Source organism: Ideonella paludis, assembly GCF_018069865.1.
Lineage (GTDB): Bacteria > Pseudomonadota > Gammaproteobacteria > Burkholderiales > Burkholderiaceae_C > Ideonella > Ideonella paludis.
Genome location: NZ_JAGQDG010000001.1, coordinates 173,933 through 193,149, shown reverse-complemented (window position 1 = coordinate 193,149; position 19,217 = coordinate 173,933). Strand labels below are relative to the sequence as shown.

Genomic DNA, 19,217 nt, shown 5'->3' with positions numbered 1-19,217 from the left:
ACCATGCGCACCGCAGTCTCTTCTTCCTCCTCCTCGTCCTTCTCAGCCTCGCGCCTCTTGGGCTGGGCCTTGGCCGCGCTGGGCGCCCTGGCTTGGGCCTGGCTGGTCTTTCGCATCCACCTGGCGGGTGAGCCCCTGTGGGCCGTGGCCGCCGGTGTGGGCGGCATGGTCACGGGCTACATCTACCTCTCGCCCAAGACCTTGGCCGCGCGCTACCTCTTCCCCGGCGTGGCCGGCATGCTGCTGTTTGTGGCCCTGCCGCTGGTCTTGACGGTGCGCATCGGCTTCACCAATTACTCGGCCACCCACTTGCTCAGCGAAGAGCGCGCCCGCGCCTATCTGCTGGCCCAAACCCAGGTGGACGAAGCGCAACTGCAGCGCTTCACCCTGCATGTGCAAGGCGTGCAGCACCGCTTGGTGTTGACGGGGCCGGATGGGATGGCGCGTTGGCAGACCCCGCTCTTGAACCTGGGCGCGGCACAAAGCGTGACGCTGGAGCCGCGTGCCGAAGGCGACGCCCTGCCCAGCGCGCCCCTGCCGCTGCGCGAGCTGATCGCCCAGCGCGAGGGGCTGATGGCCCTGAGCCTGCAAGCGCCGGGCGCGGCGGATGTCTGTCGTTACGCCGGCGTGGGCGAGTTTGCGCCGCTGCGTCCGCTGTGGGTGGCGGGGGCCGATGGCAGCCTGACCCGCCAAGCTGATGGCGTGCAGTTTGCCGTCAACCGCGACGAAGGCTTTTTTGAGCATGCCGCCAGTGGCGAGCGGCTCTCACCGGCCTTCAAGGTCGATGTGGGCTGGGCCAACTACAGCCGCATGTTGGGCGACCCGGACTTCCGCGGCCCCTTTGTGCAGATCTTCATCTGGACCGTGGTGTTCTCTGCACTCACCGTGCTGTTTGCCACCGCCTTGGGCATGACCTTGGCCGTGGCCTTGAACTGGGAAGCCCTGGCCCACCGCACGCTCTACCGCACCTTGCTGTTCTTGCCCTATGCGGTGCCAGGCTTCATTTCCATCTTGGTCTTCAAAGGTTTGTTCAACCAAAACTTCGGCGAGATCAATGCCGTGCTCGATGCCCTGTTTGGCATCCGCCCGGCTTGGTTCTCCGACCCCTTCTTGGCCAAGGTGATGCTGCTCATCGTCAACACCTGGCTGGGCTATCCCTACATCATGATTTTGTGCACCGGCCTGCTCAAAGCCATCCCGGCTGATCTCTACGAAGCCAGCGCGCTGGCCGGTGTGGGCCCGCTGACCAACTTCTTCAAGATCACGCTGCCCTTGGTCATCAAGCCGCTCACGCCTTTGTTGGTGTCGGCCTTTGCCTTCAACTTCAACAACTTTGTGTTGATCGCGCTGCTCACCGACGGCCGCCCGGACTACCTCAACACCAAGCTGCCGGCGGGCACCAACGACATCCTCGTCAGCTACACCTACCGCATTGCCTTCACCGACGCTGGCGCCAACTTTGGCCTGGCGGCCGCCATCTCCACCATGATCTTCATCATCGTGGCGGCCATGGCACTGATCAACCTGCGACTGACCAAGGCGGCAAAGTAATGGCCATCGTCACTGGCAAGAAACAACGCATCCGCGTCTGGGCCACGCATGTGGCGCTGTGGGCCCTGATTGCGCTGACCCTGATGCCGCTGCTGGCGGTGCTGTCCATCTCGCTGCGGCCGGGCAATTTCGCGACGGGCGACATCATCCCGCGCGACATCACCTTGGAGCACTGGGCGCTGGCGCTGGGCATCCCCTGGACGCGCGCCGATGGCGTGGTGGTGCAGCCGCCGTTTCCGGTGCTGCTGTGGCTGTGGAACAGCATCAAGATCGCGACGATCTCGTCGCTGCTGATCGTCACCATCTCCACCACCGCCGCCTATGCCTTTGCGCGGCTCAAGTTCCGCTTTAAGGCGGGCCTGCTCAACAGCATGCTGCTGCTGCAGATGTTCCCGGTGGCGGTGGCGCTGATTGCCATCTACGCCATCTTCGACGGCCTGGGCCAGCATGTGCCCTGGCTGGGTGTGGAGACGCACACCGGCCTGATCGTGGCCTATCTGGGCGGCGTGGCCACCCATGTCTGGACCATCAAGGGCTACTTCGACACCATCCCTGTCGAGATCGAAGAAAACGCCAAGGTCGATGGCGCCACGCACTGGCAGGCCTTCCGCTTGGTACTGCTGCCCATGGCCGTGCCCATCTTGATGGTGGTTTTTGTGCTGGCCTTCATCGGCACCATCATCGAGTATCCCGTGGCCAGCGTCTTGCTGCGCGAAGAGCCCAACCTGACCCTGGCCGTGGGCTCCAAGTACTACCTCTATGAGCAGAAGTATTTGTGGGGCGACTTTGCGGCGGCGGCCGTGCTCTCGGGCTTGCCGATTACCGCCGTGTTCTTGCTGGCCCAGCGCTGGATTGTCTCGGGCCTGACGGCCGGTGGAGTCAAGGGATGAGCCTCAAAGTGTGGGCAGGTGTAGCCGCTGCATGGGTGGGCGTGGCGGCCATTGCCGCGCCTTCGGTCTATGAGCAGCGCGAGCAAGACTGGCGCAACGGCGCGGTGGTCTACCAAGTGTGGGTGGACCGCTTTGCGCCCGCTGCCAACCTGGAGGCCAAGCGCCACCTCTACCCTGCGCCCAAGCGCCTGCGCGCCTGGCATGAGCTGCCCACCAAGGGCGAGTTTTTGCCCCAGGCCAAGGTCTGGAGCCATGAGATCGACTTTTGGGGCGGCGACATCGCCAGCCTGCGCGGCAAGCTGGGCTATGTGCAGGGCTTGGGCGTGGACGTGCTCTACCTCAATCCCATCCATCTGGCCTACACCAACCACAAGTACGACGCGCTGGACTACCAGGCCGTCTCGCCCGAGTACGGCACGCGGGACGATGTGAAGGCCTTGGCCGCTGACCTGCATGGCCGGGGCATGAAGCTGGTGCTCGACGGCGTGTTCAACCACATGGGCCGCAATTCGCCCAAGTTCCAAAGTGCGCTGGCAGATGCACGCAGCCCCTATCGGGATTGGTTTTACATCGGCCCGCAGTTTGAGAAGACCGCCCAGGCCCGCGTGTGGTGGGGCGCCATCAATCTGCCCGAGCTGAACCTGGAGAACCGCGCCGTGCGCAAGCATGTGTTCGCCGCGCGCGACTCGGTCATTAGAAGCTACCTGCGCGATGGCGTGGACGGCTGGCGCCTGGATACCGCTTTTGAGTTTGGCACCACGATGCTCGGCCAAATGACCCAGGCCGCGCACACCGAGAAGCCCGGCTCGCTCTTGGTGGGCGAGATCGTCAACTACCCGGCGGGTTGGCTCACCGCGCAAGGCAGGCAGCCGCCCGCTGCCGATGCGGTGATGAACTTCACCTTGCGCCGTGTTTTGTTGGATGTGGTGGAGCGCAAGCTCAAGCCCGCCACCGCACAGCGCATGATCAGTCGCATGGTGGCGGACAGCGGCATCGAGCCCCTGCTCAAGAGCTGGACCCTGCTGGACAACCACGACCTGCCGCGCATTGCCAGCCGCCTGCCCGACGAGCGCCAGCGCCGCTTGGCCCAGGTGCTGCAGTTCACCCTGCCGGGCTCACCCAACCTGTGGCAGGGCAGTGAGATCGACACCCTGGGCGATGGCGACCCCGAGCAGCGCGCTCCCATGCGCTGGGACGTGGTCGAGGCCGGCCACCCCGCGCTCAGCTTCACGCGGCAACTCATTGCCCTGCGCAAGGCCCACCGTGCCCTGCGCGTGGGCGACTGGCGGCCCATCGAGGCCGACCAACTGCTGGCCTTTGAGCGCCACACCGACCGCGCCATGGACACCGTGCTGGTGCTGGCCAACCCCAGCGCGCAAGACCTGACCGAGACGGTGATGGTGGCCAATTCGGCCCTGATGAATGCCACCGGCTTTCAAGACCTGCTGGGCCCGCCGCCCGCAGAGCGCCCCCACCTCGACGCCGGCTTGCTGCGCTTGACCGTGCCCGCTGGCAGCGTGCGCGTGCTGCGCCCGGTGTTTGAGCCCGTGAGCGGCTACACGCCCTACAAGCGCACGCCTTGAGCGCGCCTCCACCTCATCCAACATGACCACGCAAGACCCCCGCGCCAATCGCCACGACCAGGCCGCCGCCGGCCGCTATGAAGCCCGCGAGGCCGACTGGCGCAACGGCGCCATCGTCTACCAGGTGCTGGTGGACCGCTTTGCGCCAAGCGCCCATTTGGAGGCCAAGCGCCACCTCTACCCCGCGCCCAAGCGCCTGCGCGATTGGGCCGAAGTGCCCACCCAGGGCCAGTACCTGGAAGACGTGAAAGTCTGGAGCCACGAGATCGACTTCTGGGGCGGCGACCTGGCCAGCACCCAGGCCCATCTCGACCATGTGCAAGGCTTGGGCGTGGACGTGCTCTACCTCAACCCCATCTGTAGCGCCTACACCAACCACAAGTACGACGCGCTGGACTACCAACAGGTCTCACCCGAGTACGGCACGCGCGAGGACGTCAAAGCCCTGGCGGCCGACCTGCACGGCCGAGGCATGAAGCTGGTGCTCGACGGCGTGTTCAACCACATGGGCCGCAACGCGCCGATCTTTCAGCAAGCGGCTGCCGATGCGGCCAGCCCGTATCGTGCCTGGTTTGACTTCAACCCCGCCTATCCCAGCGGCGTGCGCTGCTGGTACAACGCACAAAACCTGCCCGAGCTGGTGATGGAGCACCCGCCTACCCGCGAGCATTTGTATGCCGGGCCAGACTCTGTGGTGCGCAGCTATCTGCGCGACGGCATTGACGGCTGGCGCCTGGATGTGGCGCACGACATCGGCTTCAATGTGCTGGAAGATCTGACCCAGCACGCCCACGACGAGAAGCCCGGTTCGCTGGTGGTGGGCGAGCTGTGGACCTATCCGCAAGAGTGGTTCCCCAGCGTGGACGGGGTGATGAACTTCAGCACCCGCGAAATCATCTTGCGCATGGTCCAGGGCAAGCTGCCGGTGGCCACCGCCGCGCGCATGTTGAACCGCCTGATCGCCGATGCCGGCGTGGACAACCTGCTCAAAAGCTGGTTGATGCTGGACAACCACGACACCCCGCGCCTGGCCACCACCGTGCCCGACCCCACGCTGCGCCGTTTGACGCAACTGCTGCAGTTCACCCTGCCCGGCGCGCCCAACCTGTATTACGGCTCAGAAGTGGGCATGACCGGGGGCGACGACCCCGGCATGCGCGCCCCTATGCGCTGGGACCTGGTGCGCGAGGACCAGCCCGACCTGCAATGGACGCGCCAGCTCATCGCCCTGCGCAAGGCCCAGCGCGCGCTGCGCGTGGGGGACTTCCGGCTGATTGAATCCACCCGCCTGCTGGCCTTTGAGCGCCACACCGACCGCATCGGCGAGTCGGTCTTCGTCATCGCCAACCCCAGCAGCGAGCCCGTCACCGAGGTGCTGCTGCTGCCCAACTCCAAGGTCATGAGCAACGCCCCCTTGCGCGACCTGCTGGCCCCCGGCAGCGCCACGCCCAACCCGCTGGCCGCCTTGCTGGAGGTGAGCCTGCCGCCCGGCGGCGTGCGCGTGCTGCAACCCGATGTGGCCCCCATCACCGGCTACAGCACGTATAAGCGGGTCCAGTGAACGCGCCCGAGTCTTTTGTCTCCCCCGGCTTAGACGCCCAGCGTCTGGCCGAGGCCCGCGCCTGGCAGGCCCGCGCCCAAGCCGGTGAAAACCTGCTCTTGGGCGACGCCCGCGCCTTGCCCGCGCCGGTGGCCCAACTGGCCGCCCTGCAAGACGACAGCCCCGGCGTCAAACAGGTGTGTGATGGCGGCCTGACGGCCGTGGTGCGCTGTTGGCAAGACGAGCAAGGCCGGCGCTGGGCCATCAAGCAGGCGCGGCCGCAATCGCGCGTGCGCAATGCCGACGGAGAGACGGCCTTTGTGAATGAGCTGCTGCGCCACGGCGAGCTGCGGGCGCTGCAGGCCCAGGGCGCGCGCCTGACGGGCGTGCACCTGCCGGTGTGGGGCTCGCTGCGCCACGGGCTCTTGGTGTCGCCCTGGATCGCCCGCGCCCAAGCCCCCACCGCCACCGACCCTCGGGTTCTGACGCAGGTCTTAACCAGCGGCTGCGCCCTGGCCGTGAACGGCTTTTTTGACTGGGACCCCAGCCCCGGCAACCTGCTGGACGATGGCCAGCAAGTCTGGCGCTTCGACCTGGGCTATTGCTACCGCTTTGACCCCCGTTTGGGCTTCAACAGTGCGGGCGATGGGGTGCATGCGGGCAACGCGCTGCCGCTGCACCACGTGGCCGAGCGCATCGAGACCCGCTGGCTCTCCGGCGCTTGGCTGGATTTGGAACAACGCCGGGGCTTGGCCGCTGCGGTGGAGGCCGCCCGCCTCTTCAATGCGGCCGTGGCCCAGGCCTACGCCCATGCCGCCATGGCCCTGGTGGCCAAGGGCGGCCAGGCCGCGGTGATGGCCGCCTGGCAGCAACTGGCAGCCCAGCGCGCCGCCGCCACGCGCGACGACGCTGCGGCCCGTGCCTTCTATGTGCGCCAGAGCTGGCATGCGCATTGGCACGACGTACAGGACGACTTGAGTGGACGCAGTTGCACGGCCACCACCTTGGCCCGTTTGGATTGGCTGCGCGAGGCCAGCGGCCAACATGCCGAGCTGCTGAGCCCGGATGTGCCCGCGTTGGCCGACGAGCCCCGCCGCCAAGCCCTGCGCAGCCAACTGGCGCAATGGGTGCAAGAAGCCTCGGGCTGCCGGGTGGACAGATCTTGACGAGGCCTCAGCAGCCGCTGCCCCCGCCAGCCTCTGCACCACCGCGCCTTTGGCCCATCGCGTGGCCGCTATTCACTGAGCTGCTCTTGGGCCTGGGCGTGGGCCTGCTGGGCACGGTCTGGGCCGCGCGCCTCGGGCCGGCCGCAGCGGGTGCGTTTTCTCTGGGCATGCAGGTGGTGGCCTTGCTCTTCCTGCTCTTCCGCATCGTGGGTGCGGGCGTGGGCGTGGTGGTGGCCCAGCGCCTGGGCGCAGCGCGGGCCGACCAAGCGGCCGAGGTGGCCCGCGCCTCCATGGGCGCAGCCACCGTGCTGGGCGGCGCCGCCGCCGTGCTGGCCTGGGTGGGCGCGGCCCACTGGCCGCTGTGGCTGAACAGCCCGCCCGAGGTGGCCCAGCACACCACACCCCTGCTGCAAGCCCTGGCCCCCGCCCTGCTGCTGGACGCCTGGGTGGCCTGCGGCGTGGCCGTGCTGCGTGCCCACTTGGCGGCCCGCCGCACCCTGGGCGTGGTGCTGTTGATGCTGGCCCTGCAACTTGGCTTGTCCCTGTGGTGGATGCCGGCCGAGCAATTTGGCCTGGTGGGCTTTGCCGCCGCCTTTGCCGTCAGCCGCATCGCTGCGCTGCTGGCGCTTTGGGGGCTCTGGCGCGGCGTGGGCCTGCACCTGCGCGCCTCAGACCTGTGGCGCTTGCCCCGCGAGCCGCTGCGCGACGTACTGCGCATCGGCGCCCCGGCAGCGGCAGAGAACATCGCCTACCGCCTGGCCTTTTTGGCCAGCATGGCCGTGGTGGGCCAACTCGGCACCGGCGCCATGGCTGTGCACGGCTTTGTGTTCCAACTCGGCACCCTGGCCATGCTGGGCGGCATGGCCGCGGGCCTGGCCGCCGAAGTGGTGGTGGGCCACTTGGTGGGTGCCGGCCGCCTGCGCCAGGCCGACCACCTGCTGCGCCGCGCCTTGGGCCTGGGCCTCGTCTTCAGCACCCTGCTCGCCGCCGCCATGGCCGCCACCGGCACGTGGTGGCTGCACTGGTTCACCCAAGATACCGCGCTGATCCAGCTCGGCCTGACCCTGATGTGGTGCCACGTCCTCGTCGAGCCCGGCCGCACCTTCAACCTCGTCGTCATCAACGCCCTGCGCGCCACCGGCGACGCCCGCTACCCCGTGATGGTCGGCTCCGGCGTCATGCTCATCGTGCTGGCCGGCGGCTCCTGGCTGCTGGGCCTGGGCTTAGGCTGGGGCCTGGTCGGTGTGTGGCTGGCTTACGCGGCGGATGAGTGGCTGCGGGGCTTGCTGATGTGGCGAAGGTGGCGGAGCTTGGCGTGGGTGAAGGGGGCGAGGGGGGTGAGGCGCAGGGGGGCACATTGACGACGAGCGGCTCAAAGGGGCTTGGAGATTGAGGAGAGATGTCGGATGGATGCTTGAGGGTAACTTTCACGTCTCATGTGATCTGGCTATGATGACTTTGCTCTCATCGAAGCCAGCAACTCGCTCAAGACCGCTCTGGCCTGGAATAGTGGCCAGCATCGAACAGGTCAATGAAAATATGAAACGTGCCATGCATGTATCCTTTGCATCGCAATTGGTATTCGAGATTGCGGCTTCATAAACTCGGCGTGGCCTGAAAGTGATTGGTAGCCGACGTTGGCGCCCGATCATGCTTTTGGGAATTTTGCTGGCTTTCATGTCGGTCTATTTAAGCTTGATGGCTCGTACGGTGCCGCATTCCGCATGCTGAAGATCATCGCAATCCTAGTTCTCAGTTCTCAGCTCTCCGTCGCGGTCGAGACTGACGCCGGCTGGCAAGAGCGTTCGTTTCCGAATAGCGTCGACGGGGCCTCGCAGTTGATGGGCTTCGCTGTAGAGACCATCGGCAGTCCAGAGGACGGAGTACGAGTCGCAGTCGGATGGCTTAATGACAACGACAACGACGAACACATCATCGACTTGCTAGCGAAATCCGGAATTAAGCATGGGCTCACGAGCCCGGATGATGTTCGGAAGGCCGCAGTTGCGAATGGTGTAGCAGAGACATCCGCCTTGGCCGTGGCGCACGCGGACATTGCGAGGTTTGGCTTCCTTTATCGTCGCAAGCCCAAGTAGCGCAACCAAGCGGTGCGACAAGTCGATGTAACAGCGCTAGCGCGGTCAGCCCTCCAACTCTCCCAGCTTCAATCACGGAGAGATGCTATGGTCGATGACGGCGCTGAACAACCCCCCAACGTCTGGCCACTGCCCAAATTCCACTTCCAAGTGAAGTGGGATTCGGCAGTGATGTCCTTCGCTGAAGTCTCCGGCCTGGATGTCGATGTGCAGTCCATCGAGTACCGCCACGGCGACAGCCCGGTGTTCTCGGCGATCAAGATGCCGGGCTTGAAAAGGGTCGGCAACGTCACGATGAAGCGGGGCGTCTTCATCACGTCAGACAACAAGTTCTGGGACTGGTTTAATCAGATCAAGATGAACCCCATCAAGCGGGTGCCGGTGACCATCAGCCTGCTTGACGAAGAGGGCAAGCCCACCATGGTCTGGACCTTGACCAATGCTTGGCCGACCAAGGTGACCGGCACCGATCTGAAATCCGAGGGCAGCGAAGTGGCGATCGAATCGATAGAGATCGCGCACGAGGGTTTGACCATCGCCAACGCTCGAAACTCATGATCTGCTGATGCCGAGGCAAGCAGCAGAGCTTGCCATTGGCCACTCGATAGCCGCTACGGGCAGTGCAAGTGCAGGGCGCTGACACCATAGGGATGGCTTGGCCTCGGTACAGCTTGCGCGCCTTGACTCCGCGTTATGCTTGCCGCTCAAAGCAAATAGACCGGGAGGACACCGATGCAATACCTTGTCATTGTGGGCGCATTGTTTTTCGCTGCGCTCGTTTTGCCCCTGCAGGCCAGTTTGGTCTTGCTCATGGGCTTTATCGTGATCACCACCATTGTGAGGATGATTACCAAGCTGGTGGTGGATGTGGAGGTCACCACCGGCGAGGCTGCCAAAGCGGTCAGCATTGCCTTCGCGCTGCTGGGCGTGGCGCTGTTTACCTTGCTCAGTTTTGTCAAGGGCACCGGCGTGAGCAGTTTCCTCGGCCTTTCTGCCTTGTCTGTGCTGGCTGCTCTGATGCTGTGCTACTCGCTGGGGTTCAAGATCGGTCTGCGGATTCCACTGCTTCCGGCCATGATCGTGGCGGGCTTGTCTACGGTCGTCTCTGCAGTGGCGCTGTATCTTCTCAAGCGCGTGATGAATGCAGCATAAGCGCGGTTTGGGTGGGCCAGTTGTTTGACCGTGTTGAGAAGCGTTTAGGAGCGACAGCATGTGGGGCTTGAGTCAACAACCGCTTTGGGTGCGCGTGCTGGCCGGCGCGATGTGGCTGGCGGGGCTGTTCATGCTCTGGTTCGTGTGTTTGCTCGGTTTCGCCTTTTCTGGTGGGGCTGTCATGCCAGGCGCCTGGGTCTATCCCTTGGTCGGGGCGGCCGCCGGCCTGTTCACGGTGGCGTTCTTCATGCAGCGCTGGCGCGCCTGGACGGCGGGCGCGGCGGCGGCGGTGGCCCTGGCTGCGATGGGCTTGGCGGGCTGGAGCGAATGGCAAGCGCGGCAAGAGGCGGCCTACCTGCGCATCAGCGCGGCTGAGCCGGAAATGCACACCTACCAGCCCCGTCCCAACAACCCACGCTTGGCTCGGCTGGACAGCCCAGCCGCTCTGCAGTTGGGTGCCGAGCATTTGCCGCGCATGGACGGTGCCACGGCGCTGTATCCGCTGTATGCCGCCTTCACTGCGGCGGTGTGGCCGGGGGCGGCGCCTGAGGTGTTGGATGAGCGGGTTCAGGTCAACAAGACATCGGTGGCGTATGAGCGCTTGTTCAAGCGTGAAGCCGACATCGCTTTTGTGGCCGGCCCCAGCAAAGCGCAGCGCGCCAGTGCCCAGGCTGCCGGGCTGGACTTGCACCTCACCCCCATCGGGCGTGAAGCCTTTGTGTTTTATGTGGCGGCCGACAACCCGGTGCGGCAGTTGAGCAGCGCCCAGATCCGCGACATCTATACAGGCAAGATCAGGGACTGGTCTGAAGTGGGCGGGCGCGCGGGGCCGATCATCGCCTTTCAGAGGCCAGAGGGAAGTGGCAGCCAGTCCATGTTGCAAAAGATCATGGGTGAGACGCCCCTGATGCCCGCATTGACTCACCATGTGGTGCAAGGCATGGGCGGGGTGGTGCAGCAAACCCGCGACTACACCAACTACCCCGGCGCCATCGGCTATTCCTTCCGCGTGTTTGTCACCCGCATGCTGCAGCCCGGTGGCATTCGTCTGCTGGCGGTGGATGGCATCGCACCCACACCCGCCAGCATCGGCGATGGCAGCTACCCCTACGCCACAGAGTTCTACGCGGCCACGCTGGGCCCCCCGCAAGGCGAGGCCCAGCGCTTCATTGATTGGATTCGCTCTGAGCAGGGGCAAACGCTGGTGGAGCGGACGGGGTATGTCCGCTTGCCTGTGAATTGACAAATAAGTCATTGATTTAAAAAGATTCACCGTATAAAGTGCAAAAACAATTTTCGTACGGTGATGCTTTACCTCCCCCTGTCCGACAACGCCGCTCGCCAGGCCATTGACGCCACGGCCATCTTTCAGGAATGGCGTGTTGCGCAGAGGGACGCGAGCCGCTTTTCAGGCGGCATGTACTTCAAGCGCGAGGGTGACTACGAGTACTTGGTGCGCACGCGCTCAGACAACCGTCAGCAACGTCTGGGGCGGCGTGACCCAACTACGGAGGCCCAGTGGGCCGCGTTCACTCAGGGTAAGCAGCAGGCCCAAGAGAGACTCACTGCATTGGCACAAGCGCTGCGCGAGGCCGAGCGCATGAATAAGGCCCTGAAGGTTGGGCGGGTTCCGACCCTGGTGGTAGACCTGATGAACGAACTGGAGCGCTCAGGCTTGGCGCCTTATTTCACCGTGGTGGGCACACACGCCATGTACGCCTATGAGGCCGCAGCATCCGTGCGATTTCAGGCGGCGGCACTGGCCACCCAAGACGTGGACTTGCTCTGGGATGTGCGCAAGCGAGTGCAGTTCTTCAGCACGATGGGCCAACTCGATACTTCCGTATTGGGGGTGCTTCAGCGCGTTGACCCCAGCTTCAGGCGCATGGAGGGGCAGTTGGAATCAGCGATCAACAACCGAGGCTTTGCGGTCGACTTTTTGCGGCGGATGGCACAAGCAGACGACCCCCACCCGGTGCGCTTCTCAAGTGATGAAGACGATCTGTGGCCTGTTCAGGCCAAGCAGGCCGAGCAATTCTTGCAAGCTCCGCGCTATGAGGTGCCGGTGGTTTCCGTCACGGGCCGCATGGCCCTGATGAGCACCGTGAAGCCCAGCATTTTTGTGGCGTTTAAACGCTGGTTATCAGAGCTCGCAGACCGGCCCCCTGCCAAGCGGCGGCGGGACCGCTTGCAGGCAGACACCGTTCAACGCCTGTTGGATGAGAGCCTGCTGCTGGACATCGCTACAAGCTAGGTTGGCTCGCACGCCCAAAAAAAAGTAGCCGCCCTCAGGCGGCTTCTCCAGGCTCAACGAGAGGCCTTGCGCCTCCATCACCCCTTGAATTTGCTGAACACCAGCGTCGCGTTGGTGCCGCCAAAGCCAAAGCTGTTGGACATCACCGTGTCCAGCGGGCCGTCATAGCGCTCGCGCAGGATGGGCAGGCCTTCGGCCGCTGGGTCCAACTGCTCGATGTGGGCCGAGGCGGCAGCGAAGTTGTTGTGCATCATCAGCAGGCTGTAGATGGCCTCTTGCACGCCGGCGGCACCCAGGGAGTGGCCGGTCAAGGACTTGGTGGAGCTGATGCGCGGCACTTTGTCGCCAAACACGGTTTTGGCCGCACCCAGCTCGGCCAGGTCGCCCACGGGCGTGGAGGTGCCGTGGGCGTTGATGTAGTCCACGGGGGTCTTCACGGTGGAGAGGGCCTGCTGCATGCAGCGGGCGGCACCTTCGCCGCTGGGGGCCACCATGTCGTAGCCATCCGAGGTGGCACCAAAGCCCACCAGCTCGGCCAGGATGGTGGCGCCGCGGGCTTGGGCGTGCTCCAGGCTTTCCAGGGCCAGCATGCCGCCGCCGCCGGCGATGACAAAGCCGTCGCGGGTGGCATCAAAGGCGCGGGAGGCGGTGGCCGGGCTGTCGTTGTACTTGCTGGACATGGCGCCCATGCCGTCAAACAGCAGCGAAAGCTCCCAGCTTTCTTCCTCGCCGCCGCCGGCGAACATCACGTCTTGCATGCCCCAGGCAATGAGCTGTGCGGCATGGCCGATGCAATGCGCGCTGGTGGCGCAAGCCGAGGTGATGCTGTAGTTGACGCCCTTGATGGCAAAGGGCGTGGCCAAGCAGGCCGAGACGGTGGAGCCCATGGTCTTGGTGACCATGAAGGGGCCCACGCGCTTGATGCCTTTGTCGCGCAGGGTGTCTGCGGCCCACACTTGGTTGGCGCTGGAGGCGCCGCCTGAGCCCGCCACCAAGCCGGTGCGCGGGTTGGAGACTTGCTCGGGTGTCAGGCCACTGTGCGCAATGGCTTGCTGCATGGCCAAGTAGGCGTAGCCGGCGGCATCGCCCATGAAGCGGTACTGGCGGCGGTCGATCACCTCCTCAAGTTTGAGGTTAGGGCGGCCGCTGACCTGGCTGCGCATGCCTTTCTCGGCATAGGCGGGGTTGAACTGAATGCCCGAGCGCCCTTCGCGCAGGCTGGTGGTGACTTCGTCGGCGTTGTTGCCAATGCTGGAAACAATGCCGTAGCCGGTGACGACAACGCGACGCATCAGAAGTTATCCGTCGAAGTGAACAAGCCCACCTTGAGGTCGGTGGCGGTGTAGATCTCGCGGCCGTCGGCATACATGTGGCCGTCGGCAATGCCCATGACGAGCTTGCGCTCGACCACACGCTTGAGGTGCAGCTTGTAGGTCACGGTCTTGACGGTGGGCAGCACCTGGCCAAAGAACTTGACCTCGCCCGCACCCAGCGCCCGGCCGCGGCCAGGGTTGCCGCGCCAGCCCAGCCAAAAGCCAACCAACTGCCACAAGGCATCCAGCCCCAGGCAGCCCGGCATGACGGGGTCGCCTTCAAAATGGCATCCAAAGAACCAGAGGTCGGGGTGGATGTCCAGCTCGGCCTCGATATAGCCCTTGCCATGGTCGCCGCCGGTGTCGTCGATGCGGACGATGCGGTCCATCATCAACATATTGGGCAGGGGCAGGCGGGCATTGCCCGGGCCGAACAACTCGCCCCGGCCGCAGGCCAGCAGTTCCTCGCGAGAGAACGCATGGCGTTGCTGCTCACGCAGAGTGGGAGAGAGGGCCACGGGGGCCGCGGCGGCTACAGGCGAAGTGGACTCAGACATGATCTTCAGATTAGAGAGACCTCTCGATTATCCCCCGTCGCAAGCCTGTTTCCCGCCGCCCTTGGGCAGACGACTTTCAGGCTCCGCCGGCCCGCCGGGCTCAGGCTGCTGCGGGGGCGGCGGTGATGGCCCACTGCCAGGGGCCGATCTCTGCCTCTTGGCCCTGCAGGTGGTAGCGCTGCGGGGTGGCCGAGACATTGACCACCACCTGCACCCAATCGGCGTTTTGCTGGCGTTTGAAGGCAAATACCTGCGGGTTGCCGGCATCCAGCAGCGAAACGGGCGCGCCGTACTGGCCATTGGCCAGGGCCGGATGCGCCTTTTTGAGGGCGATCAGCTCGCTGTAAAAGGCCTGACGGGGGAAGCCGGCCCAGGTGATGGTGTCTTTCTCAAAGAAGGCCAGGCGGCGGTCGAGCTGGCCTTCTTGGCCGCCGTAGATCAAGGGCATGCCGGGCAAGGTGAAGCTGAGCACCGCAAAAGCGCCATAAGCCGGGCCATACAGCTCGGCGTCGGTGCCGTGCCAGGAATTGATGTCGTGGTTGCTGGTAAAGCGCATGCGGTAGGCATGGGCCGGAAAGGGTTTGGCCGTGGGCTGGCGCACCCAGGCGCGCAGCGCGTCGGCGCCTGCTTTGCCGCTGCCGATGGCTTTGAACACGTCTTGCAAGTCCCAGCCATAGCTCATGTCAAAGGCCTGCTCGTGCAGTTCGGGCTCGCTCCATTCGGCCAGCATGAACATCGGCTTGATGGCGTCCAAGCGGCGCCGGGCCTCGTTCCAAAACGCGGTGGGCACCAGGCCCGCCACGTCGCAGCGAAAACCGTCCAGGTCGCACTCGCGCACCCAGAAGGCCATCTCGCCAATCATGGCCTCGCGCAGCGCGGCGCTGTCGTAGTTAAGGGCCACCACATCGCTCCAGTACTCGACTTGCGGTGTGCCTTCATTGAAGGTGACGGGAAAGATCTCGCCCTGTGCATTGAGCTTGTACCAATCTTTGTGCTGGCTCGTCCACGGGTGGTCCCAGGCGGTGTGGTTGGCCACCCAATCCAAGATCACCTTCATGCCGCGAGCATGGGCGTCTTGCACCAGGGCTTTCACATCGGCGAGGCCACCGAACTCTGGGTTGACGGCGGTGTAGTCGGCAATCGAGTAATAGCTGCCCAAGCTGCCTTTGCGCTCTTGGCGGCCGATGGGCTGAATGGGCATCAGCCAGAGAATGTCCACGCCCATCTTCTGCAAGCGGGGCAGGTGCGCCTGGAAGGCCCCCAGCGTGCCTTCGGGTGTGTATTGCCGGATGTTGACTTCGTAGATATTGGCCTGGCGGGTCCAGGGCAAGTGGGGCATGTCGGCAGTGGGGGCGGCAGAAGCAGTCATGGGGTGAAGCAAGTAAGGGCTGGCGGCCGAGGCGGCCAGCAGGGTGTTGAAGGTGCGGCGTTGCATGGCTCAGCCTTTGACTTCAGCCTTTGACGCCGCCGGCCGCCAGGCCAGAGATCATCCAGCGCTGGGCCAGCAAGAACATCACCGTGATGGGCAGGCCCGAGAGCAGGGCGGCCGCAGCAAAGTCGCCCCAGCGGAAGTTGTGCTCTTGCACAAAGAGCTTGGCGCCTACAGCCAAGGTGAGTTGGTCTTGCTGGCTCAGCAGCACCGAGGCCACGGGGTACTCGATGATGGCGCCGATGAAGGCCAGCAAAAAGACGACCGCCAAGATGGGCAGGGCCATGGGCAGCAGCACGCGCCAAAAGGTTTGCCAAACGGTGGCGCCGTCCACCCGCGCGGCCTCTTCCATCTCGGCCGGGATGGTGTCGAAGTAGCCTTTGATCGTCCAGACATGCATGGCAATGCCGCCCGAGTAGGCCAGCACCAAAGAGGCATGGGTGTTCAAACCAAGGGCCGGAAAGGCCTGGCCCAGCCGGTCAAAAATGGCATAGATGGCCACCAAGGCCAGCACGGCCGGGAACATCTGCATCAGCATCAAGCCCGTGAGCAACTGGCGCCGGCCGGTGAAGGTCATGCGCGCCAGCGCATAGGCGGCGGTGGTGGAGAGCAGCAGCGTCACCGCACCCGAGAACAGCGCCACCTTCACCGAGTTCCACAGCCAGCGCAGCACCGGCAGATCAGGCTCCACCATGCGGCCGTCAGGCCCCATGAACGAGAAGCCCAACACATAACGCCAGTGCTCCAGGCTGATGCTGTCGGGGATCAGCGAGCCACTGGCAAAGTTGCCGGGCCGCAGCGACACCGACACCACCACCAAAAACGGAAACACCACCACCGCGCACAGGCTGAGCAAGAACAGGTGGGCGGCCAGCTTGCGCCAGCGCTGCGAAGGGGCTTGAACGATGGCCATGGCGTGTGCGTTCTCTTCAGCGCGCGGGCGCGTCGTTGATCTTGGTGAACTTCATCTGAACCAGGGTCACGGCTGCCACCAGCAAGAAGATGACGGTGGAGATGGCCGAGGCCAGGCCGAACTGTTGGCCCGAGTCTTGGAAGGCGATGCGCCAGGTGTAGCTGACCAGGATGTCGGTGGTGCCGGCCGGGGTGGTGGCGTCGAGCTGGTCGGGCCGGCCATTGGTGAGCAGGCTGATCAGCACAAAGTTGTTGAAGTTGAAGGCAAAGGCGCTGATGAGCAGCGGCGTCAGTGGCTTCAAGATCAAGGGCAGGGTGATGCGGTGGAAGTTCATCCACGGCCCGGCACCGGCCACGGCAGAAGCCTCATACAAGTCAGACGGAATGGCCTTGATGAGCCCGGTGCACAGCACCATCATGTAGGGGAAGCCCAGCCACACATTGACGATGAGCAGCATGGTCTTGGCCAGCAGCGGGTCGGAGAACCAGGCGGGCTTGATGCCAAACAAGGCGTTGAGGATGAGGTTGATCTCGCCCAGGTTTTGGTTGAACAGGCCCTTGAAGATCAAGATAGAGATGAAGCCCGGCACCGCATAAGGCAAGAACAGCACCACGCGGTAGAGGCCTTTGGCCTCCAGCGGCTCCCAGTTCAGCAGCACCGCCAAAAACAAGCCCAGCGCGGTGGCAAACACCACGGTCAGGCCCGAGAACACCACCGTCCACACAAACACGCTGAAGAAGGGCTCCCGAAAGCGCTCGTCTTGCACCAAGCGCGCATAGTGGGCCCAGCCCACATTCACGCGGTAGCCGGGCTGCAGGCGCTCGCCCTCTGCGCTGGTGAAGAAGCCTGTGTCGGGGTTAGGCGCGTAGCGGGTGCCGGTGAGGGCGTCTTTCAAGGCCCCGTCGGGCTCGGCCTGGTAGAGCGATTGGGTTTGGGCAAACTCGCGCAGCTTGATCAGGCTTAACGTTTGGTTCGAGGGGGTGGTCAGCGTGAGGGGGCGCAGCGCGTCGAGGTGCCCCACCACCTCGCTCAGCGGCAGCGCTGGGGTGGGCGCGCTGCTGGCTGTGGGGCGCATCGCCACGCGCTGCGGGCTGGCTGCGCTCAGCGTGAGGGGCGGGCTTTCCAGCGCGGGCTCTGTGCCGGTGGCGGCCAGGCGGATCTGCACTTGAGCGCCCACCGGGTGCAGGCTGAAGCTGCGCTCGGTGCCCTGCAGCACCAGGCGCTCTTCCAGCAAGACCTCGCGGGCGCGTTCAAAGTCCAGCAGATTGCGCATGCTGTAGTTGGTGAAGCCCAGGCTCAGGGTGTAGACCATGGGGAAGATCACAAACAGCAGCGCCGTCGCAATGCCGGGCAGCACATAGCGCAGCGCGCCGGTGCGGGGCGAGGTGTAGGTCCACAGCGCCAGGGCTGAGCAGGCCAGCAAGACCACGGCCAGCAAGGTCTGGCCCGAGGCATAGACCTGCATCACGCCCCATAGCAGCACCAGGGCCGAGAGCGCACCCAGCGCGGCGCGCCACCAGGCCTGCTTCATCAGCGTGTTCATCCGGCGTCCCTCACTCGGCGGGCGGCCGAGCGCATTGCGTCGGCCGCGTTCTGGCGGCCTTCGGTCAAATTCAGCAACGAGGTCTTCATGGACGACCAGAAGCGGCCCATCTCGGGCACGGCCGGCGTGGGCACGCCTTGCAAGGCCGAGTCCATGATGCCGGCGATCTTGGGGTCTTGCGCCAGTTGGGCATAGAGGGCTTGGCTTGCGGGGGCACCCAAGGGCTCCGCGTCGTTCAGGTGGCGCAGGCCTTCAACAGTGAGCAGATAGTCTTCGATGAAGGCCACGGCCAGCTCGCGTTGGCGGGTGGCGCGGTTGATCATCATGCCCTTCACGCCCACAAAGGGCACCGCCGGCTTTTGGCCCACGCGCGGCAGCCGGGCCACGCCAAAGTCAATGCCCGCACGCTGCAGGTTCACCCACGACCAGGGGCCGTTGAGCATCATCGCCACCCGGCCTTGGGCCATCGCGGCTTCCATGTCGGGATAAGTGGCCCCGGCCGGCATGCGGCCTTCGCGGATCAGCCGGGCCAGCAACTCGGCGCCTTGCACCGCGCCCGGGTGGTCTATGCCCACATCGCGCACGTCATAACTGCCGTCTGCGCGCGCCTTGAAGGGGTAGCCGCCATTGGCGGCCAGCAGCGGCCAGGTGAAGTAGTTGTTGGTGTAGTCCCAAAGAATGGCGCGCTTGCCCTGCCGGGCCAGTTGATCGTCCAGCGCAATGATCTCGTCAAAGCTGGCCGGTGGGCGGCTCACCAAGGCCTTGTTGTAGATCAGCGTGATGGCCTCCAGCGCGATGGGATAACCCCATTGGCGGCCACGCCAGGTGAAGCCCTGCCAGCCCAGCGCGGCGATGTCTTGGCGCAGGCGGCGCGAGGGGTGGACCTCATGCAGCAGGCCGCCCGCCACCCACTCGCCCACTCGGTCGTGCGCATAGATGTAGATGTCCGGCCCCTTACCGGCCGACGAGGCCTGTTGGAACTTGGACGGGCCGTCTTGCGGGTCTGGCGTTTCCACCACCACCGGCACACCGGTGTCGCGGGTAAAGGCCTCGGCTACCCGCCGCATGCCCTTGGCGCCTTCGACTGTGAACCAAACAATCAGTGGCTCACGGCGCTGCCCCGCCCTCGCCAAGCCGGGCAGCGCGCCAAGCCCCAAACCCCAGGCGAGGGCGCTGGCAGAGAGCTGGCGGCGATGTGAATCCATGAGTCATGAAAGTAGTTTGACTACA

Annotated in this window: 17 protein-coding genes; 11 read left to right on the top strand and 6 right to left on the bottom strand. The window is 64.8% G+C overall.

Features of this window, described 5'->3' with window-relative positions:
- The first annotated feature begins 3 nt into the window (after positions 1 to 3).
- The 11 genes from malF (KAK11_RS00785) to KAK11_RS00735 all read left to right on the top strand — a co-directional run bounded on the left by malF (KAK11_RS00785) (position 4) and on the right by KAK11_RS00735 (position 12,232).
- Positions 4 to 1,551: a maltose ABC transporter permease MalF gene (gene malF / locus KAK11_RS00785; RefSeq protein ID WP_210805190.1), complete on the top strand. Its 1,548-nt coding sequence runs from the start codon at positions 4 to 6 to the stop codon at positions 1,549 to 1,551.
- On the top strand, positions 1,551 to 2,441 hold the full coding sequence (gene malG / locus KAK11_RS00780) for a maltose ABC transporter permease MalG (protein WP_210805188.1): 891 nt from the start codon (positions 1,551 to 1,553) through the stop codon (positions 2,439 to 2,441). The genes malF (KAK11_RS00785) and malG (KAK11_RS00780) overlap by 1 nt, the downstream gene beginning before the upstream one ends.
- The gene (locus KAK11_RS00775; protein ID WP_210805186.1) at positions 2,438 to 4,024 is read left to right on the top strand and encodes an alpha-amylase family glycosyl hydrolase; all 1,587 of its coding nucleotides are present in this window, start codon (positions 2,438 to 2,440) and stop codon (positions 4,022 to 4,024) included. The genes malG (KAK11_RS00780) and KAK11_RS00775 overlap by 4 nt, the downstream gene beginning before the upstream one ends.
- Before the next feature lie 22 nt (positions 4,025 to 4,046).
- Positions 4,047 to 5,585: a glycoside hydrolase family 13 protein gene (locus KAK11_RS00770; protein WP_210805184.1), complete on the top strand. Its 1,539-nt coding sequence runs from the start codon at positions 4,047 to 4,049 to the stop codon at positions 5,583 to 5,585.
- Complete coding sequence (locus KAK11_RS00765; protein WP_210805182.1) at positions 5,582 to 6,730, top strand: hypothetical protein; 1,149 nt, start codon at positions 5,582 to 5,584, stop codon at positions 6,728 to 6,730. The genes KAK11_RS00770 and KAK11_RS00765 overlap by 4 nt, the downstream gene beginning before the upstream one ends.
- Positions 6,727 to 8,091 carry an MATE family efflux transporter gene (locus KAK11_RS00760; protein WP_246498185.1) on the top strand — a complete coding sequence of 455 codons (1,365 nt, stop codon included), beginning with the start codon at positions 6,727 to 6,729 and terminating at the stop codon, positions 8,089 to 8,091. The genes KAK11_RS00765 and KAK11_RS00760 overlap by 4 nt, the downstream gene beginning before the upstream one ends.
- 363 nt (positions 8,092 to 8,454) lie before the next feature.
- Positions 8,455 to 8,826, top strand: a complete 372-nt coding sequence (locus KAK11_RS00755; RefSeq protein WP_210805178.1) for a hypothetical protein — start codon at positions 8,455 to 8,457, stop codon at positions 8,824 to 8,826.
- 87 nt (positions 8,827 to 8,913) lie between these two features.
- Positions 8,914 to 9,384, top strand: coding sequence for a phage tail protein (locus tag KAK11_RS00750; protein WP_210805176.1), 471 nt, complete (start codon positions 8,914 to 8,916; stop codon positions 9,382 to 9,384).
- Between the two features lie 264 nt (positions 9,385 to 9,648).
- On the top strand, positions 9,649 to 9,978 hold the full coding sequence (locus KAK11_RS00745) for a hypothetical protein (RefSeq protein WP_210805174.1): 330 nt from the start codon (positions 9,649 to 9,651) through the stop codon (positions 9,976 to 9,978).
- 58 nt (positions 9,979 to 10,036) lie between these two features.
- The gene (locus KAK11_RS00740; RefSeq protein WP_210805172.1) at positions 10,037 to 11,221 is read left to right on the top strand and encodes a PstS family phosphate ABC transporter substrate-binding protein; all 1,185 of its coding nucleotides are present in this window, start codon (positions 10,037 to 10,039) and stop codon (positions 11,219 to 11,221) included.
- A gap of 63 nt (positions 11,222 to 11,284) precedes the next feature.
- Positions 11,285 to 12,232, top strand: coding sequence for a GSU2403 family nucleotidyltransferase fold protein (locus KAK11_RS00735; RefSeq protein ID WP_210805170.1), 948 nt, complete (start codon positions 11,285 to 11,287; stop codon positions 12,230 to 12,232).
- Between the two features lie 77 nt (positions 12,233 to 12,309).
- On the opposite strand, the gene fabB is transcribed toward KAK11_RS00735, so the two are convergent.
- From fabB to malE, 6 genes are all read right to left on the bottom strand, one after another.
- Entirely contained in the window at positions 12,310 to 13,524 is a 1,215-nt protein-coding gene (fabB, locus tag KAK11_RS00730) for a beta-ketoacyl-ACP synthase I (protein ID WP_210805168.1), read from the bottom strand.
- A complete protein-coding gene (gene fabA, locus KAK11_RS00725; protein ID WP_210805166.1) occupies positions 13,524 to 14,102 on the bottom strand; it encodes a 3-hydroxyacyl-[acyl-carrier-protein] dehydratase FabA in 579 nt (192 codons plus the stop codon). The genes fabB and fabA overlap by 1 nt, the downstream gene beginning before the upstream one ends.
- A gap of 100 nt (positions 14,103 to 14,202) precedes the next feature.
- Positions 14,203 to 15,537, bottom strand: a complete 1,335-nt coding sequence (locus tag KAK11_RS00720; RefSeq protein ID WP_210805164.1) for an alpha-amylase family glycosyl hydrolase — start codon at positions 15,535 to 15,537, stop codon at positions 14,203 to 14,205.
- Positions 15,538 to 15,553: 16 nt separating this feature from the next.
- A complete protein-coding gene (gene malG, locus KAK11_RS00715; RefSeq protein WP_210805162.1) occupies positions 15,554 to 16,444 on the bottom strand; it encodes a maltose ABC transporter permease MalG in 891 nt (296 codons plus the stop codon).
- Positions 16,445 to 16,460: 16 nt separating this feature from the next.
- Positions 16,461 to 17,987, bottom strand: a complete 1,527-nt coding sequence (gene malF, locus KAK11_RS00710) for a maltose ABC transporter permease MalF (RefSeq protein ID WP_246498184.1) — start codon at positions 17,985 to 17,987, stop codon at positions 16,461 to 16,463.
- Positions 17,984 to 19,192: a maltose/maltodextrin ABC transporter substrate-binding protein MalE gene (malE, locus tag KAK11_RS00705; RefSeq protein WP_210805160.1), complete on the bottom strand. Its 1,209-nt coding sequence runs from the start codon at positions 19,190 to 19,192 to the stop codon at positions 17,984 to 17,986. The genes malF (KAK11_RS00710) and malE overlap by 4 nt, the downstream gene beginning before the upstream one ends.
- Positions 19,193 to 19,217: the final 25 nt, after the last annotated feature.